This window comes from Vibrio mytili (assembly GCF_049563345.1).
GTDB classification, from domain to species: domain Bacteria; phylum Pseudomonadota; class Gammaproteobacteria; order Enterobacterales; family Vibrionaceae; genus Vibrio; species Vibrio mytili.
In genome coordinates this window covers 593,280-615,054 of sequence record NZ_CP110481.1, presented here as the reverse complement: position 1 = coordinate 615,054, position 21,775 = coordinate 593,280, and the positions used below count along the sequence as shown (strand labels likewise).

Here is a 21,775-nt window from a genome sequence, read left to right as displayed (position 1 = left end):
CTCCCGTATTGCGCGGCAAATCGGTTTCCAATTCAATAATCATCGCAGACCCATTAATGGATTTTCTACAGCCCACGAATTCTCAAGACAAGTAAACATTAGGAGCACTGATCATTCGGCCCATGACAGTGCTCCAATTAACTCTGCCAGATACTAGGCAGGTGTTCACGCGAGGGTGAGTTACCACTAATTATAGTTATAAAAAGATTAACGCTGTTTTTTCATCGCACTATCCATCCAAACAGCAAGTAACAAAACTCCGCCTTTAACGATGTATTGCCAGAATGTTGGGACGTCCATCATACTCATACCATTGTCCAAAGAAGCCATGATAAAGGCACCAATAACAGCTCCAAATACAGTACCCACACCACCAGCCATACTTGTGCCACCAATAACACAGGCTGCAATTGCGTCAAGTTCAGCAATGTTACCTGCAGAAGGTGAGCCTGCGCCCAAACGTGAACTTAAAACCAAACCTGCAACGGCCACCAAAAAACCATTCATCGCGTAAACAAGTAGTTTGGTACGTTCTACATTGATCCCTGACAAGCGGCTCGCTTCAATATTTCCACCAATAGCGTAAATACGACGACCGAACTTTGATTTAGTCGCAATGAAAGACCCGATAAGTACAAAGAATGTCAGCAATAGCACTGGAGTTGGAACCCCTCGGTATTCATTTAGAATGAAAATCACGGAAAGAACACCAAGGCCAATTAACGTATTTTTAACCACTGATGCTTGAATTGTCGGTACCGATAGGTCGTACTTTTTACGCGTCATATTACGTTTCTTTTGCCAGCCGAAATAAGCAGACAAGCAACAAACACCAGCAATGATACTCAACATATTAGGTAAATAGCTTTGGCCAATCACACCCATTACATCCGAAATAGGTGCTACCGTCGTACCATTGGTCATACCAATCAGAATGCCTCGGAACGCAAGATAACCGGCAAGAGTTACGATGAATGAAGGCACTTTGCGATAGGCAACCCACCAACCATTCCAGGCACCAAGCACTAAACCTGCGCACAGCGTAATTATAATTGTCACAGGAAGCGGTAGACCGAACCATACATCAAGGATTGCCGCCAACCCTCCAAGTAACCCCATCATCGAACCAACGGACAGATCGATTTCTCCGCTGATAATGACAAAAACCATCCCTATGGCCAAAATACCTGTAATAGCTGTTTGCCTGAAAAGGTTGGAGATATTTCGTGGAGTAAGGTAACTCCAATCAGTCATGACACTAAAGAAAATCATGATAAATACAATGGCAGCTGCCATTACCAGCATTTGAAAGTTGCCGCCTTTAATACGACTCAGCAACGTGGTATTGGTTTGCTTCACTAATTCACTTGATTGTTCCATCACGCCGCTACTCCTTCTGATAATGCACAGTCCATAATAATTTCTTGAGTTAAATCTTTATTAATTAGGTCCCCTTTAATGTAGCCTTCATGCATAATAATGACACGATCACTAATACCTAATACTTCTGGTAGTTCCGAGGAAACCATAATAATACTGATACCTTGTTTTACGAGTTTAAACATCAGTTTATAAATCTCATATTTAGCACCAACATCAATACCGCGAGTCGGCTCATCCAGAATTAAAATGCTTGGATTTATCATTAGGAATCTGGCCAGAATTGCCTTTTGTTGGTTACCACCCGAAAGATTTTTTATCGCAAGTTCCGCATTTGGTGTTTTTACAGTTAACTTCCTGATACTTTCTTGAACAGTATTGGATTCTAAGGTATCGTCTAAAACACCATATTTAGACAAAGAGTCTAGAGCCGAAAGCGACATATTCTGACCGACAGGCATTATTGGAATAATGCCATTTCGTTTACGGTCCTCTGGGACCATAGCGATCCCTATGCCCAATGCATCTTTACTATTTCTAATATTTAATTTTTGACCTTCGAAGAAGTACTCACCTTCATGTTTACCAAGATAGCTTCCATATAAGCATTCCATTAATTCAGTGCGCCCCGCACCAACTAGACCTGAAACACCTAGAATTTCGCCTTTTTTCAACTCGAAGCTGGCATTTTTAACTTTTGGTATTGCTGAATTAGCTTTGTCCCAAGCATTGACATTTTTAACCTGGAGAACAACGTCACCAATTTCATGTTCTTCTCTGGGGAATAGCTGCTTCATTTCACGACCAACCATCATAGTAATGATATCGTCAGTGGTCATATCGTCAGCTTGTCGGGTCCCTATATGAACGCCATCACGAATAATACAAATGTGATCCGAAATTTCTTTTACTTCCCCTAACTTGTGAGAAATATAAATACAGCTTACTCCTGATTCTCTAAGTTCTTTAACCAGATTGAGTAATATATCCGTTTCTGACTCTGTGAGAGGTGCCGTTGGCTCATCTAATACCAAGAGTTTAGCGTTTTTAGACATTGCCTTAGCAATTTCCACCAACTGTTGCTGACCTACACCTAAATCGCCGACTTTTGTCTCTGGTGACACCGATAAGTTAACTTTTTCTAACAGTAGTTTCGCTTCATAATACATCAACTCATGGTTTAAAATACCACGACGACAAATTTCTGATCCAAGGAATAAATTTTCTAATATACTTAATTCTTTAACAAGGGTCAGTTCTTGATGAATAATAGCTATGCCTAGACTTTCAGTATCAGATATGTTTTTAGGTTCAATTTTTTTTCCACAATATATAATTTCTCCATCATAGTCACCATGTGGATATATACCACATAAGACTTTCATCAATGTCGATTTACCTGAACCGTTCTCGCCGCATAATGATAATATTTCGCCTTTATTTAGACTAATACTAACACCATCAAGTGCTCGAACCGGGCCAAAACGTTTGACTATATTTCGCATTTCCAATAAAGAAGACATAATAGTCACTCCTAATAAAAAGAGCGTTAAGAAAACTTCTTAACGCTTTTATTACTATTATTGATAAATTTCACTTTCAGAGTGGAATCCATCCCTAACAACTGTTGTTTTGATGTTTTTAGAAGTCACAGCAACAGGGTCTAATAACCATGCGGGTACGTCTTTCATACCATTGTTTAGAGAAGAATTTTTAGCAGGAATCTCTCCGTTCGCTAGCTCCACAGCAATCTCAGCAGCACGACTTGCCAGAGTATTAATAGGCTTATAAATAGTCATTGTCTGTGTACCATCAACAATACGACGTAACGCTGCCAGATCTGCATCTTGACCAGAAATTGAAACTTTACCAGCAAGACCTTGCGCTTCTAATGCCTGAATTGCGCCGCCGGCCGTGGCGTCATTTGAAGCAACAACGACGTCAATTTGGTTATTATTAGCAGTAAGCGCATTTTCCATAATTTTAAGTGCATTTTCTGCTAACCAGTAATTAACCCATTGATCACCAACAATTTTGATATCTCCCGCGTCAATTTTAGGCTGAAGAATATTCATTTGGCCTTGGCGGAAAAGCTTTGCGTTATTATCTGTTGGTGCACCACCCATTAGGAAGTAATTTCCTTTAGGTTTAGCTTCCAGCATCGCTTTCGCTTGCATTTCACCAACTTTCTCATTGTCAAACGACAGATAAAAGTCTAGGTCAGCATCATTGATCAAACGATCATAAGCTAATACTTTGATGTCATCACGCTTAGCATCTTTGATTACATTTGATAGAACACCGCCATTGGTAGGGATGATCACTAGCACATCCACACCACGAGAAATCATATTTTCAATCTGAGAAATCTGAGTTTGTTCGTTTCCATTCGCTGATTGCACATAAACTTTTGCACCTAATTCTTCAGCCTTATCTACGAAAATGTCTCTATCTTTCTGCCAACGCTCTAAACGCAAGTCGTCGATTACCATTCCTATTTTTAGTGATTTTGCGAAAATAGGTGAACTGATACAGACAAGAACGGAGCATACAAGAATTAATAGTCTTTTCATTATACTTTCCTTTGTATTGCACTATATGTTGTAGGGTTTATCCACGTATAAAAAGTGAACAAAAGATTCTATGTAGAAGAGTGCTGAAAAGTCTTTTCTCTCATTTTGTTTATGTTTTACGTTTTTTTGTTTTTTATTTCAAATGTGATCATCATAGGAGTTCGGAAATAAAAGTTCTTAGTAAAGATTTCACAAAAGAACAAAAACCAATAAAAAACAACATCTTAAATTAAAAACGTTAGTATTTATAAGCTTTTTAAATGAGGCTTTAACTTGATCAAAATCACATTAAAAATAAAAAGAATATAAAAACAAAAAACGCAATTTATCTAAAATGATAATAAATAAAACATTATATTTTAATGATTAACGACGTCTTGACGATGACTGATTATTTAAAAAATATAAATAAGATTAAATATGATGCTCTTTCACCTGACAAGTAAGGTGAAAGAGCATCACGTTTGAGTCTGGATGCGCATTTAGCTCTTAGCTCTAAGTCTTCGAGAATTTTCCCCACATTATCTTGGCTGGTTGAGCTTTCAACCCAATCCATGCATGATGCATTCAACACAACTGACATGGAATGCCAAGTTTGAGGTAGAGCATGACACAAACTGTAATACCTCCTACTCCTTTAGCGACCAAAGGTAATGATTTCTTGTTTGCCATTGATCGAGTAGTTGTAGCGAAAAGAGATAGAGCCTACGTTAGTGACAGCAACATAGAGGCCATCACGGTCATTGACTTTGTATGGTTTATCTTTGGATTTGAGATTGCGTAACTTAATATCACTCAGCATGGTATCGGGCGTAATCCATGGCATTAGCGATGAATCATACCCATCAAAATACCACGGTCAAACCGTGCTTGGCGTTGCCAGACATTGCCAAAAATGACTAAGCCAAAAACAAAAAAAGTCCGCAATTACGCGGACTTAAGTATGATTTAGTGCCTGTTAATGCCAGACCTTTCTTAAAGGAGGATTATTCCCACTCGATTGTCGCTGGCGGCTTACCAGAGATGTCGTAAACAACACGCGAGATACCATCAATTTCGTTGATAATACGGTTAGAAACCTTACCAAGGAAATCGTATGGTAGGTGTGCCCAATGCGCTGTCATAAAGTCGATGGTTTCTACTGCACGTAGCGATACAACCCAATCGTACTTACGACCGTCGCCCATCACACCGACAGAACGCACTGGCAGGAATACGGTAAATGCTTGAGACACTTTGTTGTATAAGTCTGCTGCGTGTAGCTCTTCAATAAAGATAGCGTCTGCACGACGTAGCAAGTCACAGTACTCTTTCTTGATTTCGCCAAGAACACGAACACCTAGACCAGGTCCAGGGAATGGGTGGCGGTAAAGCATGTTGTATGGAAGACCTAGCTCTAGACCAATCTTACGTACTTCATCTTTAAACAGCTCACGTAGTGGCTCAACAAGACCCATTTCCATATCGTCTGGCAGACCGCCCACATTGTGGTGTGATTTGATCACGTGCGCTTTACCAGTCTTAGATGCAGCTGACTCGATAACGTCTGGGTAGATAGTACCCTGAGCTAGCCATTTCGCGTTTGCTAATTTCTTAGACTCTTCATCGAATACGTCTACGAATACGTGACCAATGGTCTTACGCTTATCTTCTGGGTCAGACTTGCCTTTAAGCGCGTCAAGGAAGCGATCTTCCGCATCGATCTTAATGATGTTTAGACCAAACTTGTCGCCAAACATGTCCATGACTTGTTGACCTTCGTTGAGACGCAGCAGACCGTTGTCAACAAATACACACGTTAGCTTATCGCCAATCGCGCGGTGAACCAACATTGCAACAACGGATGAATCTACACCACCAGAAAGACCTAGGATAACTTCGTCGTCACCCACTTGCTCTTTGATACGAGCAACTGCGTCTTCGATGATAGATTCAGATGTCCATAGACGCTCACAACCACACACACCAAGAACGAAGTTCTCAAGCATTTGTAGGCCTTGTTTGGTGTGCGTTACTTCTGGGTGGAACTGAACGCCGAAGTATTTCTTCTCTTCGTTCGCCATTGCAGCGTAAGGACAAGTGTCTGTCTGACCAACTTTAACAAAATCTGCTGGGATCTCGACCACTTTATCACCGTGGCTCATCCAAACATCTTGCGTCGCTTCAAGATCTTTAAAAATTGAACACTCGCCAGAAACTTGAACCTGAGCGTAACCAAATTCGCGTTCGTTCGAGCCAGCAACTTTACCACCTAGCTGTTCTGCCATTGTTTGCATGCCGTAACACACACCAAGAACAGGAACACCAGAGTCAAACACATATTGAGGGGCACGCGGAGAGTTTTCTTCGGTGACACTTTCAGGACCACCAGACAGGATAATGCCATCTGGGTTGAATTCACGAATATCCGCTTCTTCGACATCCCAGCTCCATAGCTCACAATAAACGCCGATTTCACGTACGCGGCGAGCAACGAGTTGAGTGTACTGAGAACCGAAGTCCAAGATCAGAATACGTTGGTCATGGATGTTTTTAGTCATTTTGAGCAGTCTTTTTAGGCTAAGTGATTAAAATCGAGGCGAGTGTACCCGCCTCTTATTAATGCTTCAAGGAAAAAGCAAACGTTTACGTCGAGAGATTCTTATTTAAATCTTGCTAATCAGGGATTAACCTCGGCGGTAGTTTGGCGCTTCCTTAGTGATTTGTACGTCATGTACGTGCGACTCTTGCATACCCGCACCAGAGATGCGTACGAATTCAGCTTTAGTACGCATCTCTTCGATCGTCGCACTGCCAGTTAGGCCCATGCTTGAACGTAAACCACCCATTTGCTGGTGTACGATTTCTTTTAGACGACCTTTGTACGCAATACGACCTTCGATGCCTTCTGGTACCAGCTTATCTGCTGCGTTATCTGACTGGAAGTAGCGGTCAGAAGAACCTTGAGACATAGCACCAAGTGAGCCCATGCCTCGGTAAGATTTGTAAGAGCGGCCGTTGTACAAGATAACTTCGCCCGGTGCTTCTTCTGTACCAGCAAACATAGAACCAACCATCACACATGATGCGCCAGCAACAATAGCTTTACAGATGTCACCTGAAAAACGAATGCCGCCATCAGCAATAACAGGGATGCCGTATTGATTCGCTACTTCTGTTGCATCAGCAATAGCCGTAATTTGTGGAACGCCAACACCCGTTACGATACGAGTCGTACAGATAGAGCCTGGACCAATCCCGACTTTTACCGCACTTACGCCAGCTTCAATCAGCGCTTTAGCACCGGCACCAGTGGCCACGTTACCACCAATGATGTCTAGATCCGGGTACGCAGCACGCGTTTCACGAATACGAGTAAGCACACCTTCAGAATGACCATGAGAAGAGTCGATAAGAAGAACATCAACACCAGCTTCAACCAATGCTGCTACACGCTCTTCATTACCAGCACCAGCACCGACAGCAGCACCAACACGTAGACTGCCGCGCTCATCTTTACATGAGTTTGGCTTACGCTCCGCTTTGTGGAAATCTTTTGCAGTGATCATACCAGTCAGTTTGAAGTCATCATTCACAACCAGTACTTTTTCTACACGTGCTTCGTGCATTTTTTCCTGCACTTCCTGACGGGTTGCGCCTTCTTTAACCGCAGCTAAGCTTTCTTTTGGTGTCATCACTGAAGACACTTTCTTAGAAAGATCCGTGACAAAACGAACGTCACGGCCAGTAATGATACCAACCAATTCGTTATGCTCTGTCACAACAGGGAAACCAGCAAAGCCGTGTTTTTCTGTTAGAGCGACTACGTCAGCAATCGTTTCATCTGGATTAACAGTAACTGGATCAGTAACGACGCCTGCTTCGAACTTTTTAACTTTACGAACTTCGGCCGCTTGTTGTTCGATAGACATGTTCTTGTGGATAAAGCCAATGCCACCTTCCTGCGCAAGTGCAATAGCAAGGCGAGCTTCGGTCACCGTGTCCATTGAGGCAGAAATCATTGGAATATTCAGAGTGATGTTTTTAGTCAGCTGAGTGCGAAGATCAGCTGTGTTTGGGAGAACGGTGGAGTGTGCTGGCACAAGCAGTACGTCGTCGAATGTCAGCGCTTCTTTGGCAATTCTTAGCATTTGCAATATCTCACAATTAGAGGAGTAAAAAGAACAATCCAATCTCATCGTTTCGCATAATGAGGGCAGCAAGTTTTCGGTTAACAAGCTACATTTGGATTAGATATTGCGGAGGGATTATACGTTTAACGCAATCGCTTGACTACAAATTTTTTTAATTTTTTTCTTGCATTCACCCCCTTGCTATGTATTATATTGCCGCTAATTTCCATACTCTTGTCTGCGAGATTCGTTGTGCTCTCCAAGACCAATCAAAACATCTTCACTGTTTCTCGGCTTAATGCAGAAGTCCGTCTGCTGTTAGAAAATGAAATGGGGATCGTCTGGCTTGTGGGAGAAATCTCGAACTTCTCGGCCCCGGTATCAGGCCACTGGTATCTCACTCTTAAAGACTCCCGTGCTCAAGTAAAGTGCGCCATGTTCCGTGGCAATAACCGTCGAGTGTCATTTAAACCGACTAACGGTAATCAAGTACTGGTAAAGGCTCGCCTCTCTCTGTATGAGCCTCGCGGGGATTACCAACTTATTATTGAGAGCATGCAACCTGAAGGTGACGGTCGACTACAGCAAGAGTTTGAAGAACTGAAGATGAAGTTGGCTGCAGAGGGGTTGTTCGCGCAAACCAATAAACAGCTTCTACCTGAACATCCAAAATGTGTTGGTATCATCACTTCAAAAACAGGAGCCGCGCTTTACGACATTCTAGATGTATTAAAGCGTCGTGACCCTTCTCTTCCTGTCATCATCTACCCGACAGTCGTGCAAGGTGAACAAGCCGCCATTCAGATTGCTCAAGCAATTGGTCGAGCCAATAGTAGAAATGAATGCGATGTATTGATCGTAGGTCGCGGTGGCGGCTCATTGGAAGACATGTGGTGTTTCAATAACGAAATCCTCGCACGTACCATTGCAGCTAGCCAAATTCCCATTATCAGTGCCGTCGGTCATGAAGTGGATATTACCATTGCGGATTTCGTTGCTGACGTTCGTGCGCCAACGCCTTCTGCTGCGGCGGAGCTGGTCAGTCGTGACAATAGTCATAAGGAACAAACTCTTGTAGCTCGTCAACATAAGTTGGCCAGTACCATGCGTTACTATTTAGCGACACAAAAACAGCAAGCGGAAAAATTGTTACATCGTTTGGAACGCCAACACCCAAGTAACCAATTATACCGTCAGTCACAGCAACTGGATGAGTTAGATATGCGTCTGCGCAGAGCGATGCAACGCTTTGTTGATTCTCGGCAACAAACAGTAGAACGCAAACTTTATCGTCTACAGTTGAATTCACCCGTTAAACAACTGGCGCAGCAAAAATCGACACTTGAACGTGTAGAACAGAAACTTCTGGATGCAATGGATCGTAAATTCCTGTCGATGCGTCATCAATTGGCTATCGCGGCAGAAAAGCTCGAAACTGTCAGTCCACTAGCGACGCTAAAGCGTGGGTACTCCATTACACAAAACGAGAATGGTGAGGTCATCACGCAAACTTCAGATGTGAAAGCTGGCGATGCTATTGTGACCCGTTTATCCGGTGGCGAGATTCGCTCGACCGTCAATTAACCAGCCGATCCCTAACCCGCTGCAGACTCAAGCTTTTGAAATTCAAACCGAACGCGAGATTTTGATTTAAGCTCATTACAGGTGTTGCAAAAGTAGTTTGCTGCACCACAAGCCTGCAGTTTCTCTAGCTCTTGTTCGCAATCAGGACAAAAACCAACCTTTTTATAATCGGAACCACACTGATTACAGTGATACTGTCCAGTCCATTCCAATTCTTTCTCACAAGTCGGACACATGTTTGTCTGCATGTTTCTTCTACCTCAACTCATCTCGTCACAGTCATGCCCATTACCAGTACAAGCGTGTATTTGCTTACTATTAGTTAAAACGCTCTAAAATAGTAAAAACGCTCTAAAACGCTAGCGCTGGGCACCTTTCTCAAAGATCTTACACTGATCATCTGATATTTACTATTTGATCAGCGATCACCTATTAAAAGAATATTTATATCACCACACACCGAAAGCATAAGTTACATGTTCTGCATATGAATTTAAAACAGAATAAAAACACATTGATTGACAGCTTTAAACCAAGAATCAGAATTTAATAAAAAGATCTCATTAGCTAAAGTGGCTTTACATCCGTGTGCATTTCTATCGTTTGACTGTCACGCTCTATCAACGTCACATGTATTGAGCCAAACTCATTTAAATGACTTGAATGCGTTCCACCACAAGGGATGACGGCCATTTCTTTCTCTCCCAAATCACACTTCCAGTAGCGGGAATCGGTGAGACGCTGACCTTTGCATTCCATAGTGATCACAGTATCACGCGCAAGCCACTCGACCAATTGACGATTCACGCTTTCAGCAATCTCTTGTAGATCAGACAGCATATCTGCGCTGTTTAATCCTCTTTTACGCAATGTTTTGCCTAAGCGGTAAGTATCAACGCACTTATCAGGGGTGACAAAACTGCTCTCTTGAGCATAGCTGTTGAAGTCATAGTAGCCATGCGGGTCTTTACGATCTGCATCTTTACGCCAGTAGTCTGCGGCAAGGACTTTATTTAAGGCTAAAAAAGCAAGATGTCCAGCACTATGCCCTCGACTTAATGAAGACTGATACGCTTTATCCACTTCCATAGAGACAACCACTCCCGGTTCGAGTGACGGTGACGGCGGAATAACATGCACAACCACAAATACCCACCCTTCAGTATCGCGTTTTACAGGAATTGCACTTCCAACGTATAACTCGCCAGTCTGCTGCTCTATCGCACCAACTTGGCAATCCATCACTTCGATTAACTCGCCGCCATATCTCAGCACACCTTTGTCAGCCGGATGGTCTGGCCAAATATGACTGACGGGATGAAACGGAGTGGTCTCTGTCACGACATAAGTAACATTTTCTTGGTGATCAACTTGTTGCACTTGTGCTTCTAATTGCCACGTTTGATGGCAAAAACGGATTTTAGTCGCGTTTATCGTCATATTCGTTTGTTTCTGTCTTTTTAAGATAAAAAAATACCCAAGCAGCGGCTTGGGTATTGAGATGATTTTATTATTTATTGCGGTTTTTCACTGCAGACATCATACGCTTACGTTTGCGCTCTTGAGACATGGTAAGCTTATTCGTACGGTTCTCATACGGGTTGTCACTATTCTGGAAATTAATACGGATTGGTGTACCCATAATTTCCAGCGATTTACGGAAATAGTTCATCAGATAACGCTTGTACGAATCGGGCAGTTCACGAACCATATTACCGTGGATAACAATAATTGGTGGGTTATATCCCCCCGCGTGCGCGTATTTTAGTTTAATCCGACGACCACGAACCATAGGTGGTTGATGATCGTCAACGGCCATCTTCATGATTCGGGTAAGAACAGAAGTTCCTACTCGGGTAGTCGCAGACTTGTATGCCTCTTGAATCGACTCGAACAAGTGGCCAACCCCGGTGCCGTGTAGTGCGGAAATAAAGTGGATACGAGCAAAATCGACAAAACCGAGGCGGCGATCTAGCTCTTTCTTCACGTTTTCTTTCACATCACTATCAAGACCGTCCCATTTGTTTACGGCTAATACAATGGAACGACCTGCGTTCAGTGCAAAGCCTAGCAAGCTTAGATCTTGATCAGAGATATTTTCACGCGCATCAATAACCAACAACACCACGTTGGCATCTTCTACCGCTTTCAGTGTCTTAACCACTGAGAACTTCTCTACTGTTTCGTTGATACGACCACGACGACGAACACCTGCAGTATCAATCAATACATACTCTCGGCCGTCACGTTCCATCGGAATGTAGATCGAATCGCGAGTCGTGCCAGGCATATCGTACACAACGACACGCTCTTCACCCAGAATACGGTTGGTCAGTGTCGACTTACCCACGTTAGGTCGACCAATAATTGCCAGTTTAATTGGCTGCTCTTGGAGGCGCTTAAGATCTTGCTCGGCTTCCTCTTCGGTACGCTCTTCTGGCAGAAATTCGGCATCTTCAAACTCTGTTAAATCTTCGATTTCGCCTGCTTCTGATTCACTATCCAGTAAATCATCAAAAAATGGTGAAAGAGCTCGCTCAAGTAATGCGGTCACACCACGGCCATGCGCAGCTGCAATTTGGTACATGTCGTCCACACCAAGTTGCCAGAAGTCGGCACAAGCAGCATCAGCATCAATGCCATCAATTTTATTGACCACGAGCATGGCTGGCTTTTCAATTTTACGCAGGTGCGCAGCAATAGCTTCATCAGAAGGCGTAAGACCTGCACGACCATCAACCATGAAAAGTACCACGTCTGCTTCATCCATGGCGGCTAACGATTGCTGCGCCATCTTTGTTTCGACGCCTTCCTCGGTGCCATCGATACCACCGGTATCAATCACAATAAATTCGTGTTCTTCACCAAGTCTAGCTTGGCCATATTTACGGTCTCGTGTTAGGCCAGGAAAGTCCGCAACTAACGCATCACGAGTGCGCGTCAATCGGTTAAATAGTGTAGATTTACCTACGTTCGGACGCCCTACAAGAGCCACTACAGGTATCATAACAACCTCTAAAATAATCTATCTTCTGTAGTTATAGGTAACGACTTGCTCAATGCCAACTCAAACCAGCATTTTACCTATAACCACGTCAGGAATAACAATTACAAACAATAATTACAAACAACAAAACGGCCCCTAGCTGTCACCAACCAGGAGCCGAATGTGAATTATATCACGATATTATTCTGTGATGGTTAGTTTCTTTACATCACCATTGCGAGTGGTGATGACATAACCGTCAGACAATAACGTAGGGCCAACCGCAAACCCACTGTCGTCAACATACTGCTGCGCAACAAAGTCACCGGTCGAGCGGTCGATCCAGTGCAAGTAGCCTAATGTATCGCCTACGACAAGGTAGCGCCCCATGACAACAGGCTTAGTCAACTGGCGGTTTTCCAATTGGTCGTTTGCCCACAGTTCCGTACCGCTACGAGCATCCACAGCAACAACGTGATCTTTTTCAGTAATGACAAAGATACGACTGCCATCTGTTGCAAGATCGTTGGCGGAGGAGTAATTACGCTTCCAAATAGGGTTTGCAGAACGTAAATCAACTGCGACTAACTGACCATTGAAACCCACGGTAAATAGCGTGCCGCCTAAGATAACCGGTGTAGAATCAACATCAACCAAACGATCAATTTCTGTTGCGCCTTTTGGAGTTCCGATCGGCTGTTGCCAAATGAGCTGCCCACGTTCAACAATCGCAGCGGCTAGACGACCATTTGCGGTTCCCCAGAAAACACCGCCACCGGCAGCGACAGGTGTACTATCACCTCGTAACGTTAGGTTTGGCACTTCTGTTGCCAGCGCCCAGCGTTGCTCACCAGTGCTCTCGTTAAGCGCAATGAGTGTACCACGACTGGTATTAACCATGATTAGGCCGGAGTCAGCGACGGGATTTGCCAACACTTCACCACCAACTTCAACCCGCCAGCTCACTTCGCCAGTTTCTTGGTCAAGAGCAATCACTTCACCATTTTCGGATCCAATGAACACCTTACCGTATGCAGCAGTAATGCCACCTGAAAGACGCGCAATGACGTCTTGCTGAACATCAGTTTGCCACAAAGGCTGACCGTTTTCTGGATCTAAGGCTTTTACTTTTCCATCACGGCTAGCGACAAATAACTTATCGTTAGCATAAACTGGTGACAGCTTTGAAAAATAATGTCCCACACCATCACCAACGGATGTACTCCACTCGGTGCTTGGGGTAAATTCACTGTCTACTTGCGGTAGCGGAGCCATCACAATGGTATCTTCTTCACCAGCACAACCAGCAAGAACTCCCACCGTTAACGCCCCTAACAAGGCTTTTTTAAAGACTCTTTTCATCCAATGCGGTCCTTATTTCGCCAGATCGTCCAGTTTCATTTGTAATGTTGGGCTTGCATCTGCTGCTTGTTGCGCCTCGGTATATGCGGCATGAGCTGCATTTTTGTCACCTTGACGCAGTGCAATATCTCCGCGCAGCTCTGCAATACGGCCACTCCAAGTCGCGTCAGTCACTTTACTTAGTTCAGAACTTGCTGCGTCAAAGTTGCCCATTTCCGCTTCAAGACGTGCGATACGGTAACTGATAAGTGGCGATAACGCCGCATCTTTGGTATTGCTTTGTGCCCATTTTAGTTGCTCAAGAGCCGCAGAAAGGTTTTGTTCATTGACGAATGATTTGGCTAACTGAAGTGCCGCCAGAACGGAGTACTCTTTGACCTGACTTGAGTCGATGAAAGCCTGAACATCCGCTTGTGCATCTAGTCCTTTTTCTTGCAACAAATTAATCGCTTGAGTGTAATTGTGTGAAGCTGCTTCACTCGCCTGAACGACAGAATCCTGATAATAACGCCAGCCAAATAGACCACCTAAGCCAACAACCGCACCGATGATGACGGCTTTACCGTTTTCTTTCCACCAGTCTTTAATGGCTTCAACTTGTTGTTCTTCAGTATCGTAAAGTTCCACTTCCTGTCCTCTTAAAACATGTAAATGGCAGCAAGGCTGCCATTGTTCCCATTTCGTTTAAAGGCTCCTCGATTGGGAGCCTTAATTTACGAACTAGGATGTATTTGCTAGCTTACTAAAAGACCTAGATCAGTGCTGCGATCTTATCAGCAACTTCTGCTTGGTTGTAAGTATGTTGCTCACCACCCGCTAAATCTTTCAGTACAACGGTGTTATCCGCGACCTCATTTTCACCCAGAACCAATGCTACTACAGCACCAACTTTGTCTGCGCGCTTAAACTGTTTCTTAAAGTTACCACCGCCGAAGTGGGTCATAATCCTGACATCAGGGATGGCTTCACGAAGATGCTCTGCGAGCTTCATTCCTGACATCATCGTACCCTCACCTGCAGTCACAACATACACATCGACGCTACGACGTACATCAGCAAGCTCAAGCGTTTCAAGCATTAGAACCAGACGCTCAAGCCCCATAGCGAATCCAACCGCTGGAGTTGCTTTGCCACCCAGTTGTTCCACAAGACCGTCGTAGCGACCACCACCACATACGGTTCCTTGTGCACCTAAACTTTCGGTGATCCATTCAAATACTGTACGGTTGTAGTAATCCAAACCACGAACGAGACGCTCATTAACAGTGTATTCGATACCTGCTGCATCAAGAAGTTCACAAAGACCAGCAAAATGTTGTTTAGATTCTTCATCTAAGTAGTCAGAAAGTCGAGGTGCGTCACCCAACACCGCTTGGATATCCGGATTTTTAGTATCCAATACTCGTAGTGGGTTAGTGTGCATACGTCGCTTGCAATCGTCATCTAGAATATCCATATGTTGCTCTAGAAATGCGATTAGCGCGGTACGATAGTTGGCACGGGCTTCAAGCGAACCAATTGAGTTCAACTCTAGACGCACATGTTTATCAATGCCCAGTTCACGCCATAAACGTGCAGTCATCATGATAAGCTCCGCATCGACATCTGGGCCATTGAGACCAAACACTTCTACACCACACTGGTGGAATTGACGGTAACGGCCTTTTTGCGGACGTTCGTGACGGAACATTGGTCCCATGTACCATAAACGTTGCTCTTGGTTATAAAGCAAACCGTTTTCTATACCAGCTCGAACACAACCTGCTGTACCTTCAGGTCGAAGCGTTAAGCTATCACCATTGCGATCCGCGAACGTGTACATTTCTTTTTCAACCACGTCCGTTACTTCACCAATGGCGCGACTAAATAGTTGCGTCATCTCAACGATTGGCATGCGAACTTCATTGTAACCATAAGCGCTAATGACTTTTTTCACTGTGTTTTCTAGCTTTTGCCACAGCGGAGACTGAGTTGGGAGGCAATCGTTCATGCCTCGAATTGCTTGAATTGTTTTTGCCACAATACTTACCGTAATTCTCGTTGAGATTAATCTTGTATTTTCACTTGAATGCGATTTTCACCATCCATCATGGCGGCTTTCGCACGGATCTTAGCTTCGAGCTGATTCACAAGGTCGTTATTGTCAAAGCGCTCTTTCTGACGCTTACCATCTTCGTAGAAGGCACTCTTTTTATTACTGCCCGCAAGGCCAAGATGAGACACTTCCGCTTCTCCAGGGCCATTGACGACACAACCAATGATCGAAACATCCATCGGGGTAATAATGTCTTCTAAACGCTCTTCTAAGGCATTAACGGTAGCAATAACATCAAATTCCTGACGAGAACAACTCGGACACGCGATAAAGTTGATACCACGTGAGCGAATACGTAGAGACTTAAGAATATCGAAGCCGACCTTAATTTCTTCAACTGGGTTAGCCGCTAGCGAGATGCGTAATGTATCACCGATGCCTTCCGCGAGCAGCATACCTAAGCCGACAGATGACTTCACCGCTCCTGCACGTGCGCCACCCGCTTCAGTGATCCCTAAGTGCAAAGGCTGGTCGATTTTCTTAGCTAATAAACGATAAGAATCTACCGCTAAAAATACATCCGACGCTTTGACACTCACTTTAAACTGATCAAAGTTGAGGCGATCAAGGTGATCGACGTGACGCATAGCCGACTCGACTAAGGCTTCCGGGGTCGGCTCTCCATATTTCATCTGCAGATCTTTTTCTAAAGAACCACCGTTGACACCAATACGGATCGGAATGTTTTTATCTCGGGCACAATCGACTACAGAGCGAATTCGCTCTTCATTACCAATGTTACCAGGGTTGATGCGTAAACAATCTACGCCATACTCTGCCACTTTAAGCGCGATACGGTAGTCAAAGTGAATATCCGCAACCAAAGGAACAGATACTTGCTGTTTGATTAGCTTAAACGCTTCAGCTGCATCCATCGTTGGTACGGAGACTCGTACAATGTCTGCACCGACATTTTCTAGTGCTCGGATTTGTGCGACTGTCGCTTCTACGTCAGTCGTGCGGGTGTTAGTCATTGACTGTACAGCGATAGGTGCACCATCACCAACAGGTACATCACCCACATAAATACGCGTCGATTTACGACGAATGATTGGAGATTCGTGTTGCATAATTCTTTATAACGGTAAAGTGAATCTAGCTACTCTGCCTGAAGTATACCCAGAAAGATCAACCGGTTCACTTGCAAATGTCATCGTAACCCCTTCAGGAGCACCCAATATCACTTTAAATGGCGCTTTCCCGGTCAGTTTTACATCTTGACCTGGTTTATGAGTGCCACTTACCAGTGTTTTTCCATTAGTATCTTTCACTTGAATCCAGCAATCTGCTGTAAATTTCATTGTGATTAAGGTCATGCCTTCAGGAACCACTACTGCCGGCTCCTGAGTTTCTTCGACATCCGTCGCTGATATTGATTGCTCTGCGCTCTCATCAACAGATTGGTCGGTGTTCGGAGTCAATACTGCCGTTGTTTCAGCCGCGCTCATATCAGTATCGGCCATCATAGTTTCAGAAGCAGAAGTACTTACCACCTCAGGTGCAACGTCTTTAGGCGCACTAGCGATTAATTCTTCAGCTGTCATCAAATCGATATCTGCGAGCTCTTGCTTGCTCTGCTCGGACGTATCGCTACTGGCATTAGCGACAACTTGAGTCAGGCTATTGTCATGCTGATTTTGCCACCACCAAGCAGCAGAAATACCAGTAATCACTATCGCAATTAACCAAGTCAGGAACATGATGCGACTGTTGTGCTTTTCGTGCTTGGTTTTGCGCGAAAAACTCTGCATTTCTATTTCTTGAGTTTTCGGTTGTGACGGTAAAGTTTGCTCTAGAGCTGACAGCACCACTTTTTCGTCAAGACCGACCACTTTTGCATACGAACGCAAATAACCTCGAGTAAACGTTGCAACTTGGTGAGATTCAAAACGGTTGTCTTCTATATCTTCAATAACAGAAACACGAAGCCTGAGGCGATCAGCAACTTGCTTCTGGGTCATACCGATGGATTCGCGTTTATTTTTTAGGAGTGTGCCCGGTTCAGTTGAAAGCGGGACTTCATTGGTATTTTCGTTTTCTGTCATAATGATGGTATTTAATCTGTTTAGTGGTTAATACAATTCTTTATTTTCGTTTTTGTTCTGAAAGCTCACTACAACTAAAAAGTAGCCAGCCCTAACGCATTAACCAAAATAATATTTTAACAAATCTTCAGCACTCTATATGCGAATACACGTTCTGCGCAAAACAGCAAAGCGTAGGAGAAAAGAGCCGAAGTTGTCAGCGTTGTCGTTAATGTCATACATAATGATAAGCGAATGTATAACAAAGACAAAAACTCATTCTACTCAAACTAACAGATAGCTGAAGCTTTTGTCCAAACTTTGACAGTATAAATTGAAATAAACGCCAAATGCTCTCAATTTAAAGAGGTAGGGTAAACAAAATAGCCAGAGCTAGGCTCTGGCTATCGTTAACTCTGCTCGTTTATACTGCTTTTACATCGATGCTTTCTGCACCACGTGCTGCTTTTAGCATTGCTGTGCGCTTAGTTCTATCAATCACATCACCCACAAGTTGACCACAAGCGGCGTCAATATCATCACCACGCGTTTTACGTACAGTCACCGTGTGTTCGTATTTCATCAACGTTTTCTGGAAGCGATCAATACGAGAGTTACTTGGCTTTTTATAAGGAGAACCTGGGTAAGGATTGAACGGAATCAAGTTAATCTTACATGGCGTGTCTTTCATCAACTCTGCAAGCTCGCGAGCATGCTCCATGTCATCATTAACATGATCTAGTAAAACATACTCAACCGTTACTTTACCGCGGTTTGCATTAGACGACGCAATATAACGACGCACAGAAGCAAGAAAATCTTCAATATCCCAGCGATCATTAATTGGCATAATTTCACTACGTAGCTTGTCATTTGGTGCGTGCAAAGAGATAGCCAGCGCCACATCAATTTTGCCCGTCATTTGATCAAGACCAGAAACAACGCCAGATGTCGATACAGTCACTCGGCGTTTAGATAAACCAAAGCCTAAGTCATCCAACATGATTTCTAACGCAGGAATCAAGTTTTTCATGTTCAAAAGCGGTTCGCCCATGCCCATCATCACAACGTTGGTGATAGGACGACGTCCCGTCTCTTTTTCCAGGCCAATCTCACGCGCAGCACGCCAAACCTGACCGATGATTTCTGAAACTTTTAGGTTACGGTTAAATCCCTGTTGTGCTGTTGAGCAGAACTTACATGCTAGTGCACAACCAACTTGAGACGACACACACAATGTCGCACGATCGTCTTCAGGGATGTATACGGTTTCTACATCCTGGTCACCGACTTTCATCGCCCATTTAATCGTGCCATCGGAAGAGTGTTGCGCTTCGGCAACGTATGGCGCTTTAATCTCACATTTATACTGCAGTTTTTCACGCAATTTCTTGTTGATGTTCGTCATGTTCTCGAAGTCATCAACACCGAAATGGTATATCCACTTCATAACCTGATCAGCACGGAACGCTTTCTCGCCGAGCTCTTCCGCGAAAAACTGACGCATGCCTTTGCGATCAAAGTCGAGTAGATTGATTTTTTCAGTGGTCATGTTGCCTCTCAATGACTGAAACAAGAATAAGGGCGCGAATTGTACAGCCTTTATGCAGCTACAACAAGAGGGGTAAACCCCTGAGTTTGCTAAGGCATTAAAATCATTATGCTTAAAATTTAACCACAACAATTGTCGATGTTTTCAGATAAGAATCAGATAAGAAAAAGCCTCGGAAGTTTCCGAGGCTAACAGTCTTAACTACCCAATAAGCGTAACGCGCAACAAGTCGCTGAACATTAACGCGGATAAATTTCTGACTCTGGGAAAAAGAATTCGATTTCTCGAGCAGCAGACTCTGGGCTATCTGAGCCATGAACAGAGTTATGGCGCATACTGAGCGCATAGTCTGCACGTAGTGTACCGCATGCTGCTTCTTCTGGGTTTGTTTTACCCATAAGTTCTCGGTAACGGGCAATAGCGTTTTCACCTTCCAACACCTGAACCATAATCGGGCCAGACGTCATAAACTCTTTAAGAGCAGGAAAAAATGCTTTACCTTCGTGTTCAGCATAAAAACCACTGGCTTGATCTTCAGTAAGATGAACCATCTTTGCCGCGACAATACGCAAACCGGCTTTCTCAATACGGTTGTAAATTGCACCAATTAGGTTTCGTTCCACTGCATCAGGCTTAACAATTGAGAACGTTCTTTCTAGAGCCATAAAATGTCCTTTTTGTACTTGTAATAGTAATAGTTCTGAATAGCTTATTATTAAGCAAGCGGCACCAACAAAATCAGTACCGCAATTGGTATTATTTACCCGCTTGTTCGTTCAGTAAACGAGCTAGCGTGCGTACACCCATGCCCGTAGCGCCCGCCGCCCATTTATCGGATGCAGACTTACGGTAAGTACCAGCGCAATCAAAATGCAGCCAACCCTTCTTATAGTCTTCAACAAAGTAAGACAAAAACGCTGCCGCTGTGCTTGCACCTGGAGAGTAATCACCTGAGCTGATGTTGGATAAATCAGCAAAGTTGGAAGGCAGCATACCTCGATGGAAATCGGCAAGAGGAAGTGGCCATAAACCTTCTTTCTCTTGATTTGCTGCCGTGAGCGCTTGATGAGAAAGCTCATCATCAAAGCTCATCAGCGCGTGATAATCGTTACCCAACGCATTCTTAGCTGCGCCAGTTAACGTCGCACAATCAATAATAAGCTCTGGTTTTTGCTCACTGGCGTAAATAAGACCATCAGCCAACACTAAACGTCCTTCAGCATCGGTATTCATGACTTCTACCGTTTTGCCATTTTTGTAGGTAATGATATCGCCAAGCTTAAGCGCTCGACCAGATACCATATTTTCAGCGCAGCAAAGGATTAGTTTAACGCGCTTATTCAGCCCACGTTGAATCGCTAAAGCTAACCCGCCAGTTACTGTCGCAGAGCCCCCCATATCCGCCTTCATTGCCGTCATAAAGTTGGAAGGTTTTAAGCTGTAACCACCCGAGTCAAAGGTGATGCCCTTACCCACTAAACAAGCAAACACTGGTGCGTTTTCATCACCTGTAGGATTGTAATCCAATTGCAGCATCGCGGAGGTACGTGATGAGCCTCGGCCTACGGCGAAAATGCCTTCCCAACCTTCTGTAAGAAGATCTTTGTCTTTTACGATGCGAGCCGTGACAGTGCCTTCTGGTGCTATCGACTTAATAAACTCAGCCGCCATAGAAGCCAGTTGACGAGGTGCTACTTCTTCTGCCGTTTTATTGATGATATCGCGTGTGAAATCAGTCGCTTTAATTCGAGCTTGAAGTTCGAGCTGCTCCTGTTCAGGCAGCGCTTTCCATTCAAGTACTCCATGCTTCTTAGGGTTACGGTAGCCTTGATGAAACGCCCAAATACTTTCCAGGTCCCAGCTATCGCCAGCGAGTAAAATAGAGTGAATTCCTTGACCATCAAGCTGGCGAGCTGCGCGTTGGATTGCGCCAAGATCATGACCTTCCCCTAAGTGAACGGTTGTTCCGTTTTCTGAAAACGAAAGCAGCGCTTTTTCACCCCAATGTGGTGCTGCAGAATCTTGACTTAAAAATACGGACATCTGTGTAGACATGGTTTCTCCTTGTCTTATTCTCGGCATTACCTGTGCCGCTTATTTTAATAAC

At 44.0% G+C, this 21,775-nt stretch carries 17 protein-coding genes and 1 pseudogene; 1 reads left to right on the top strand and 17 read right to left on the bottom strand.

Going from position 1 to position 21,775, the window contains the following annotated elements; translation table 11 throughout:
* Window positions 1-207: 207 nt before the first annotated feature.
* The 6 genes and pseudogenes from ONE56_RS02825 to guaB form a co-directional block, all read right to left on the bottom strand.
* A complete protein-coding gene (locus ONE56_RS02825; RefSeq protein WP_331437888.1) occupies window positions 208-1,380 on the bottom strand; it encodes a sugar ABC transporter permease in 1,173 nt (390 codons plus the stop codon).
* Window positions 1,380-2,903, bottom strand: coding sequence for a xylose ABC transporter ATP-binding protein (locus tag ONE56_RS02820; RefSeq protein ID WP_331437848.1), 1,524 nt, complete (start codon window positions 2,901-2,903; stop codon window positions 1,380-1,382). Before ONE56_RS02820 ends, ONE56_RS02825 begins: the two co-directional genes overlap by 1 nt.
* Before the next feature lie 57 nt (window positions 2,904-2,960).
* The gene (gene xylF / locus ONE56_RS02815) at window positions 2,961-3,953 is read right to left on the bottom strand and encodes a D-xylose ABC transporter substrate-binding protein (RefSeq protein ID WP_331437847.1); all 993 of its coding nucleotides are present in this window, start codon (window positions 3,951-3,953) and stop codon (window positions 2,961-2,963) included.
* Window positions 3,954-4,568: 615 nt separating this feature from the next.
* A pseudogene (locus ONE56_RS02810) lies at window positions 4,569-4,755 on the bottom strand (Arm DNA-binding domain-containing protein); the annotation flags it as partial.
* 184 nt (window positions 4,756-4,939) lie between these two features.
* Window positions 4,940-6,493, bottom strand: coding sequence for a glutamine-hydrolyzing GMP synthase (guaA, locus tag ONE56_RS02805; protein ID WP_041155044.1), 1,554 nt, complete (start codon window positions 6,491-6,493; stop codon window positions 4,940-4,942).
* A gap of 126 nt (window positions 6,494-6,619) precedes the next feature.
* On the bottom strand, window positions 6,620-8,083 hold the full coding sequence (gene guaB, locus ONE56_RS02800) for an IMP dehydrogenase (RefSeq protein WP_423840205.1): 1,464 nt from the start codon (window positions 8,081-8,083) through the stop codon (window positions 6,620-6,622).
* A gap of 234 nt (window positions 8,084-8,317) precedes the next feature.
* Between guaB and xseA the strand changes: the two genes are divergently transcribed.
* Complete coding sequence (gene xseA, locus ONE56_RS02795; RefSeq protein ID WP_423840204.1) at window positions 8,318-9,649, top strand: exodeoxyribonuclease VII large subunit; 1,332 nt, start codon at window positions 8,318-8,320, stop codon at window positions 9,647-9,649.
* Between the two features lie 11 nt (window positions 9,650-9,660).
* Here the strand turns inward: xseA and ONE56_RS02790 are convergent, their stop codons facing one another.
* From ONE56_RS02790 to pepB, 11 genes are all read right to left on the bottom strand, one after another.
* A complete protein-coding gene (locus tag ONE56_RS02790) occupies window positions 9,661-9,897 on the bottom strand; it encodes a zinc ribbon domain-containing protein (protein WP_041155047.1) in 237 nt (78 codons plus the stop codon).
* Between the two features lie 319 nt (window positions 9,898-10,216).
* A complete protein-coding gene (locus tag ONE56_RS02785) occupies window positions 10,217-11,089 on the bottom strand; it encodes an alanyl-tRNA editing protein (protein WP_041155048.1) in 873 nt (290 codons plus the stop codon).
* A gap of 70 nt (window positions 11,090-11,159) precedes the next feature.
* The gene (der, locus tag ONE56_RS02780; protein WP_041155049.1) at window positions 11,160-12,656 is read right to left on the bottom strand and encodes a ribosome biogenesis GTPase Der; all 1,497 of its coding nucleotides are present in this window, start codon (window positions 12,654-12,656) and stop codon (window positions 11,160-11,162) included.
* Window positions 12,657-12,836: 180 nt separating this feature from the next.
* Window positions 12,837-13,997, bottom strand: a complete 1,161-nt coding sequence (gene bamB, locus ONE56_RS02775; RefSeq protein WP_041155050.1) for an outer membrane protein assembly factor BamB — start codon at window positions 13,995-13,997, stop codon at window positions 12,837-12,839.
* A 12-nt stretch (window positions 13,998-14,009) separates the two neighbouring features.
* Window positions 14,010-14,624 (bottom strand): YfgM family protein, encoded by a 615-nt coding sequence (locus ONE56_RS02770; RefSeq protein WP_041155051.1) that lies wholly within the window; start codon window positions 14,622-14,624, stop codon window positions 14,010-14,012.
* A 124-nt stretch (window positions 14,625-14,748) separates the two neighbouring features.
* Window positions 14,749-16,017, bottom strand: a complete 1,269-nt coding sequence (hisS, locus tag ONE56_RS02765; RefSeq protein ID WP_041155052.1) for a histidine--tRNA ligase — start codon at window positions 16,015-16,017, stop codon at window positions 14,749-14,751.
* Between the two features lie 26 nt (window positions 16,018-16,043).
* Complete coding sequence (ispG, locus tag ONE56_RS02760; RefSeq protein ID WP_041155053.1) at window positions 16,044-17,162, bottom strand: flavodoxin-dependent (E)-4-hydroxy-3-methylbut-2-enyl-diphosphate synthase; 1,119 nt, start codon at window positions 17,160-17,162, stop codon at window positions 16,044-16,046.
* Between the two features lie 6 nt (window positions 17,163-17,168).
* On the bottom strand, window positions 17,169-18,137 hold the full coding sequence (gene rodZ, locus ONE56_RS02755) for a cytoskeleton protein RodZ (RefSeq protein ID WP_041155054.1): 969 nt from the start codon (window positions 18,135-18,137) through the stop codon (window positions 17,169-17,171).
* 403 nt (window positions 18,138-18,540) lie between these two features.
* Complete coding sequence (locus ONE56_RS02750) at window positions 18,541-19,668, bottom strand: bifunctional tRNA (adenosine(37)-C2)-methyltransferase TrmG/ribosomal RNA large subunit methyltransferase RlmN (RefSeq protein WP_331437842.1); 1,128 nt, start codon at window positions 19,666-19,668, stop codon at window positions 18,541-18,543.
* A 239-nt stretch (window positions 19,669-19,907) separates the two neighbouring features.
* Complete coding sequence (gene ndk / locus ONE56_RS02745) at window positions 19,908-20,333, bottom strand: nucleoside-diphosphate kinase (RefSeq protein ID WP_041155056.1); 426 nt, start codon at window positions 20,331-20,333, stop codon at window positions 19,908-19,910.
* Window positions 20,334-20,424: 91 nt separating this feature from the next.
* The gene (gene pepB, locus ONE56_RS02740; protein WP_331437841.1) at window positions 20,425-21,723 is read right to left on the bottom strand and encodes an aminopeptidase PepB; all 1,299 of its coding nucleotides are present in this window, start codon (window positions 21,721-21,723) and stop codon (window positions 20,425-20,427) included.
* Window positions 21,724-21,775: the final 52 nt, after the last annotated feature.

What these genes read in the sequence shown, in the direction of transcription:
- ONE56_RS02825 (WP_331437888.1), bottom strand. Translation starts at nt 1,380, where the DNA reads ATGGAACAATCAAGTGAATTAGTGAAGCAAACCAATACCACGTTGCTG.
- ONE56_RS02820 (WP_331437848.1), bottom strand. Translation starts at nt 2,903, where the DNA reads ATGTCTTCTTTATTGGAAATGCGAAATATAGTCAAACGTTTTGGCCCG.
- xylF (WP_331437847.1), bottom strand. Translation starts at nt 3,953, where the DNA reads ATGAAAAGACTATTAATTCTTGTATGCTCCGTTCTTGTCTGTATCAGT.
- guaA (WP_041155044.1), bottom strand. Translation starts at nt 6,493, where the DNA reads ATGACTAAAAACATCCATGACCAACGTATTCTGATCTTGGACTTCGGT.
- guaB (WP_423840205.1), bottom strand. Translation starts at nt 8,083, where the DNA reads ATGCTAAGAATTGCCAAAGAAGCGCTGACATTCGACGACGTACTGCTT.
- ONE56_RS02790 (WP_041155047.1), bottom strand. Translation starts at nt 9,897, where the DNA reads ATGCAGACAAACATGTGTCCGACTTGTGAGAAAGAATTGGAATGGACT.
- ONE56_RS02785 (WP_041155048.1), bottom strand. Translation starts at nt 11,089, where the DNA reads ATGACGATAAACGCGACTAAAATCCGTTTTTGCCATCAAACGTGGCAA.
- der (WP_041155049.1), bottom strand. Translation starts at nt 12,656, where the DNA reads ATGATACCTGTAGTGGCTCTTGTAGGGCGTCCGAACGTAGGTAAATCT.
- bamB (WP_041155050.1), bottom strand. Translation starts at nt 13,997, where the DNA reads ATGAAAAGAGTCTTTAAAAAAGCCTTGTTAGGGGCGTTAACGGTGGGA.
- ispG (WP_041155053.1), bottom strand. Translation starts at nt 17,162, where the DNA reads ATGCAACACGAATCTCCAATCATTCGTCGTAAATCGACGCGTATTTAT.
- rodZ (WP_041155054.1), bottom strand. Translation starts at nt 18,137, where the DNA reads ATGACAGAAAACGAAAATACCAATGAAGTCCCGCTTTCAACTGAACCG.
- ONE56_RS02750 (WP_331437842.1), bottom strand. Translation starts at nt 19,668, where the DNA reads ATGACCACTGAAAAAATCAATCTACTCGACTTTGATCGCAAAGGCATG.
- ndk (WP_041155056.1), bottom strand. Translation starts at nt 20,333, where the DNA reads ATGGCTCTAGAAAGAACGTTCTCAATTGTTAAGCCTGATGCAGTGGAA.
- pepB (WP_331437841.1), bottom strand. Translation starts at nt 21,723, where the DNA reads ATGTCTACACAGATGTCCGTATTTTTAAGTCAAGATTCTGCAGCACCA.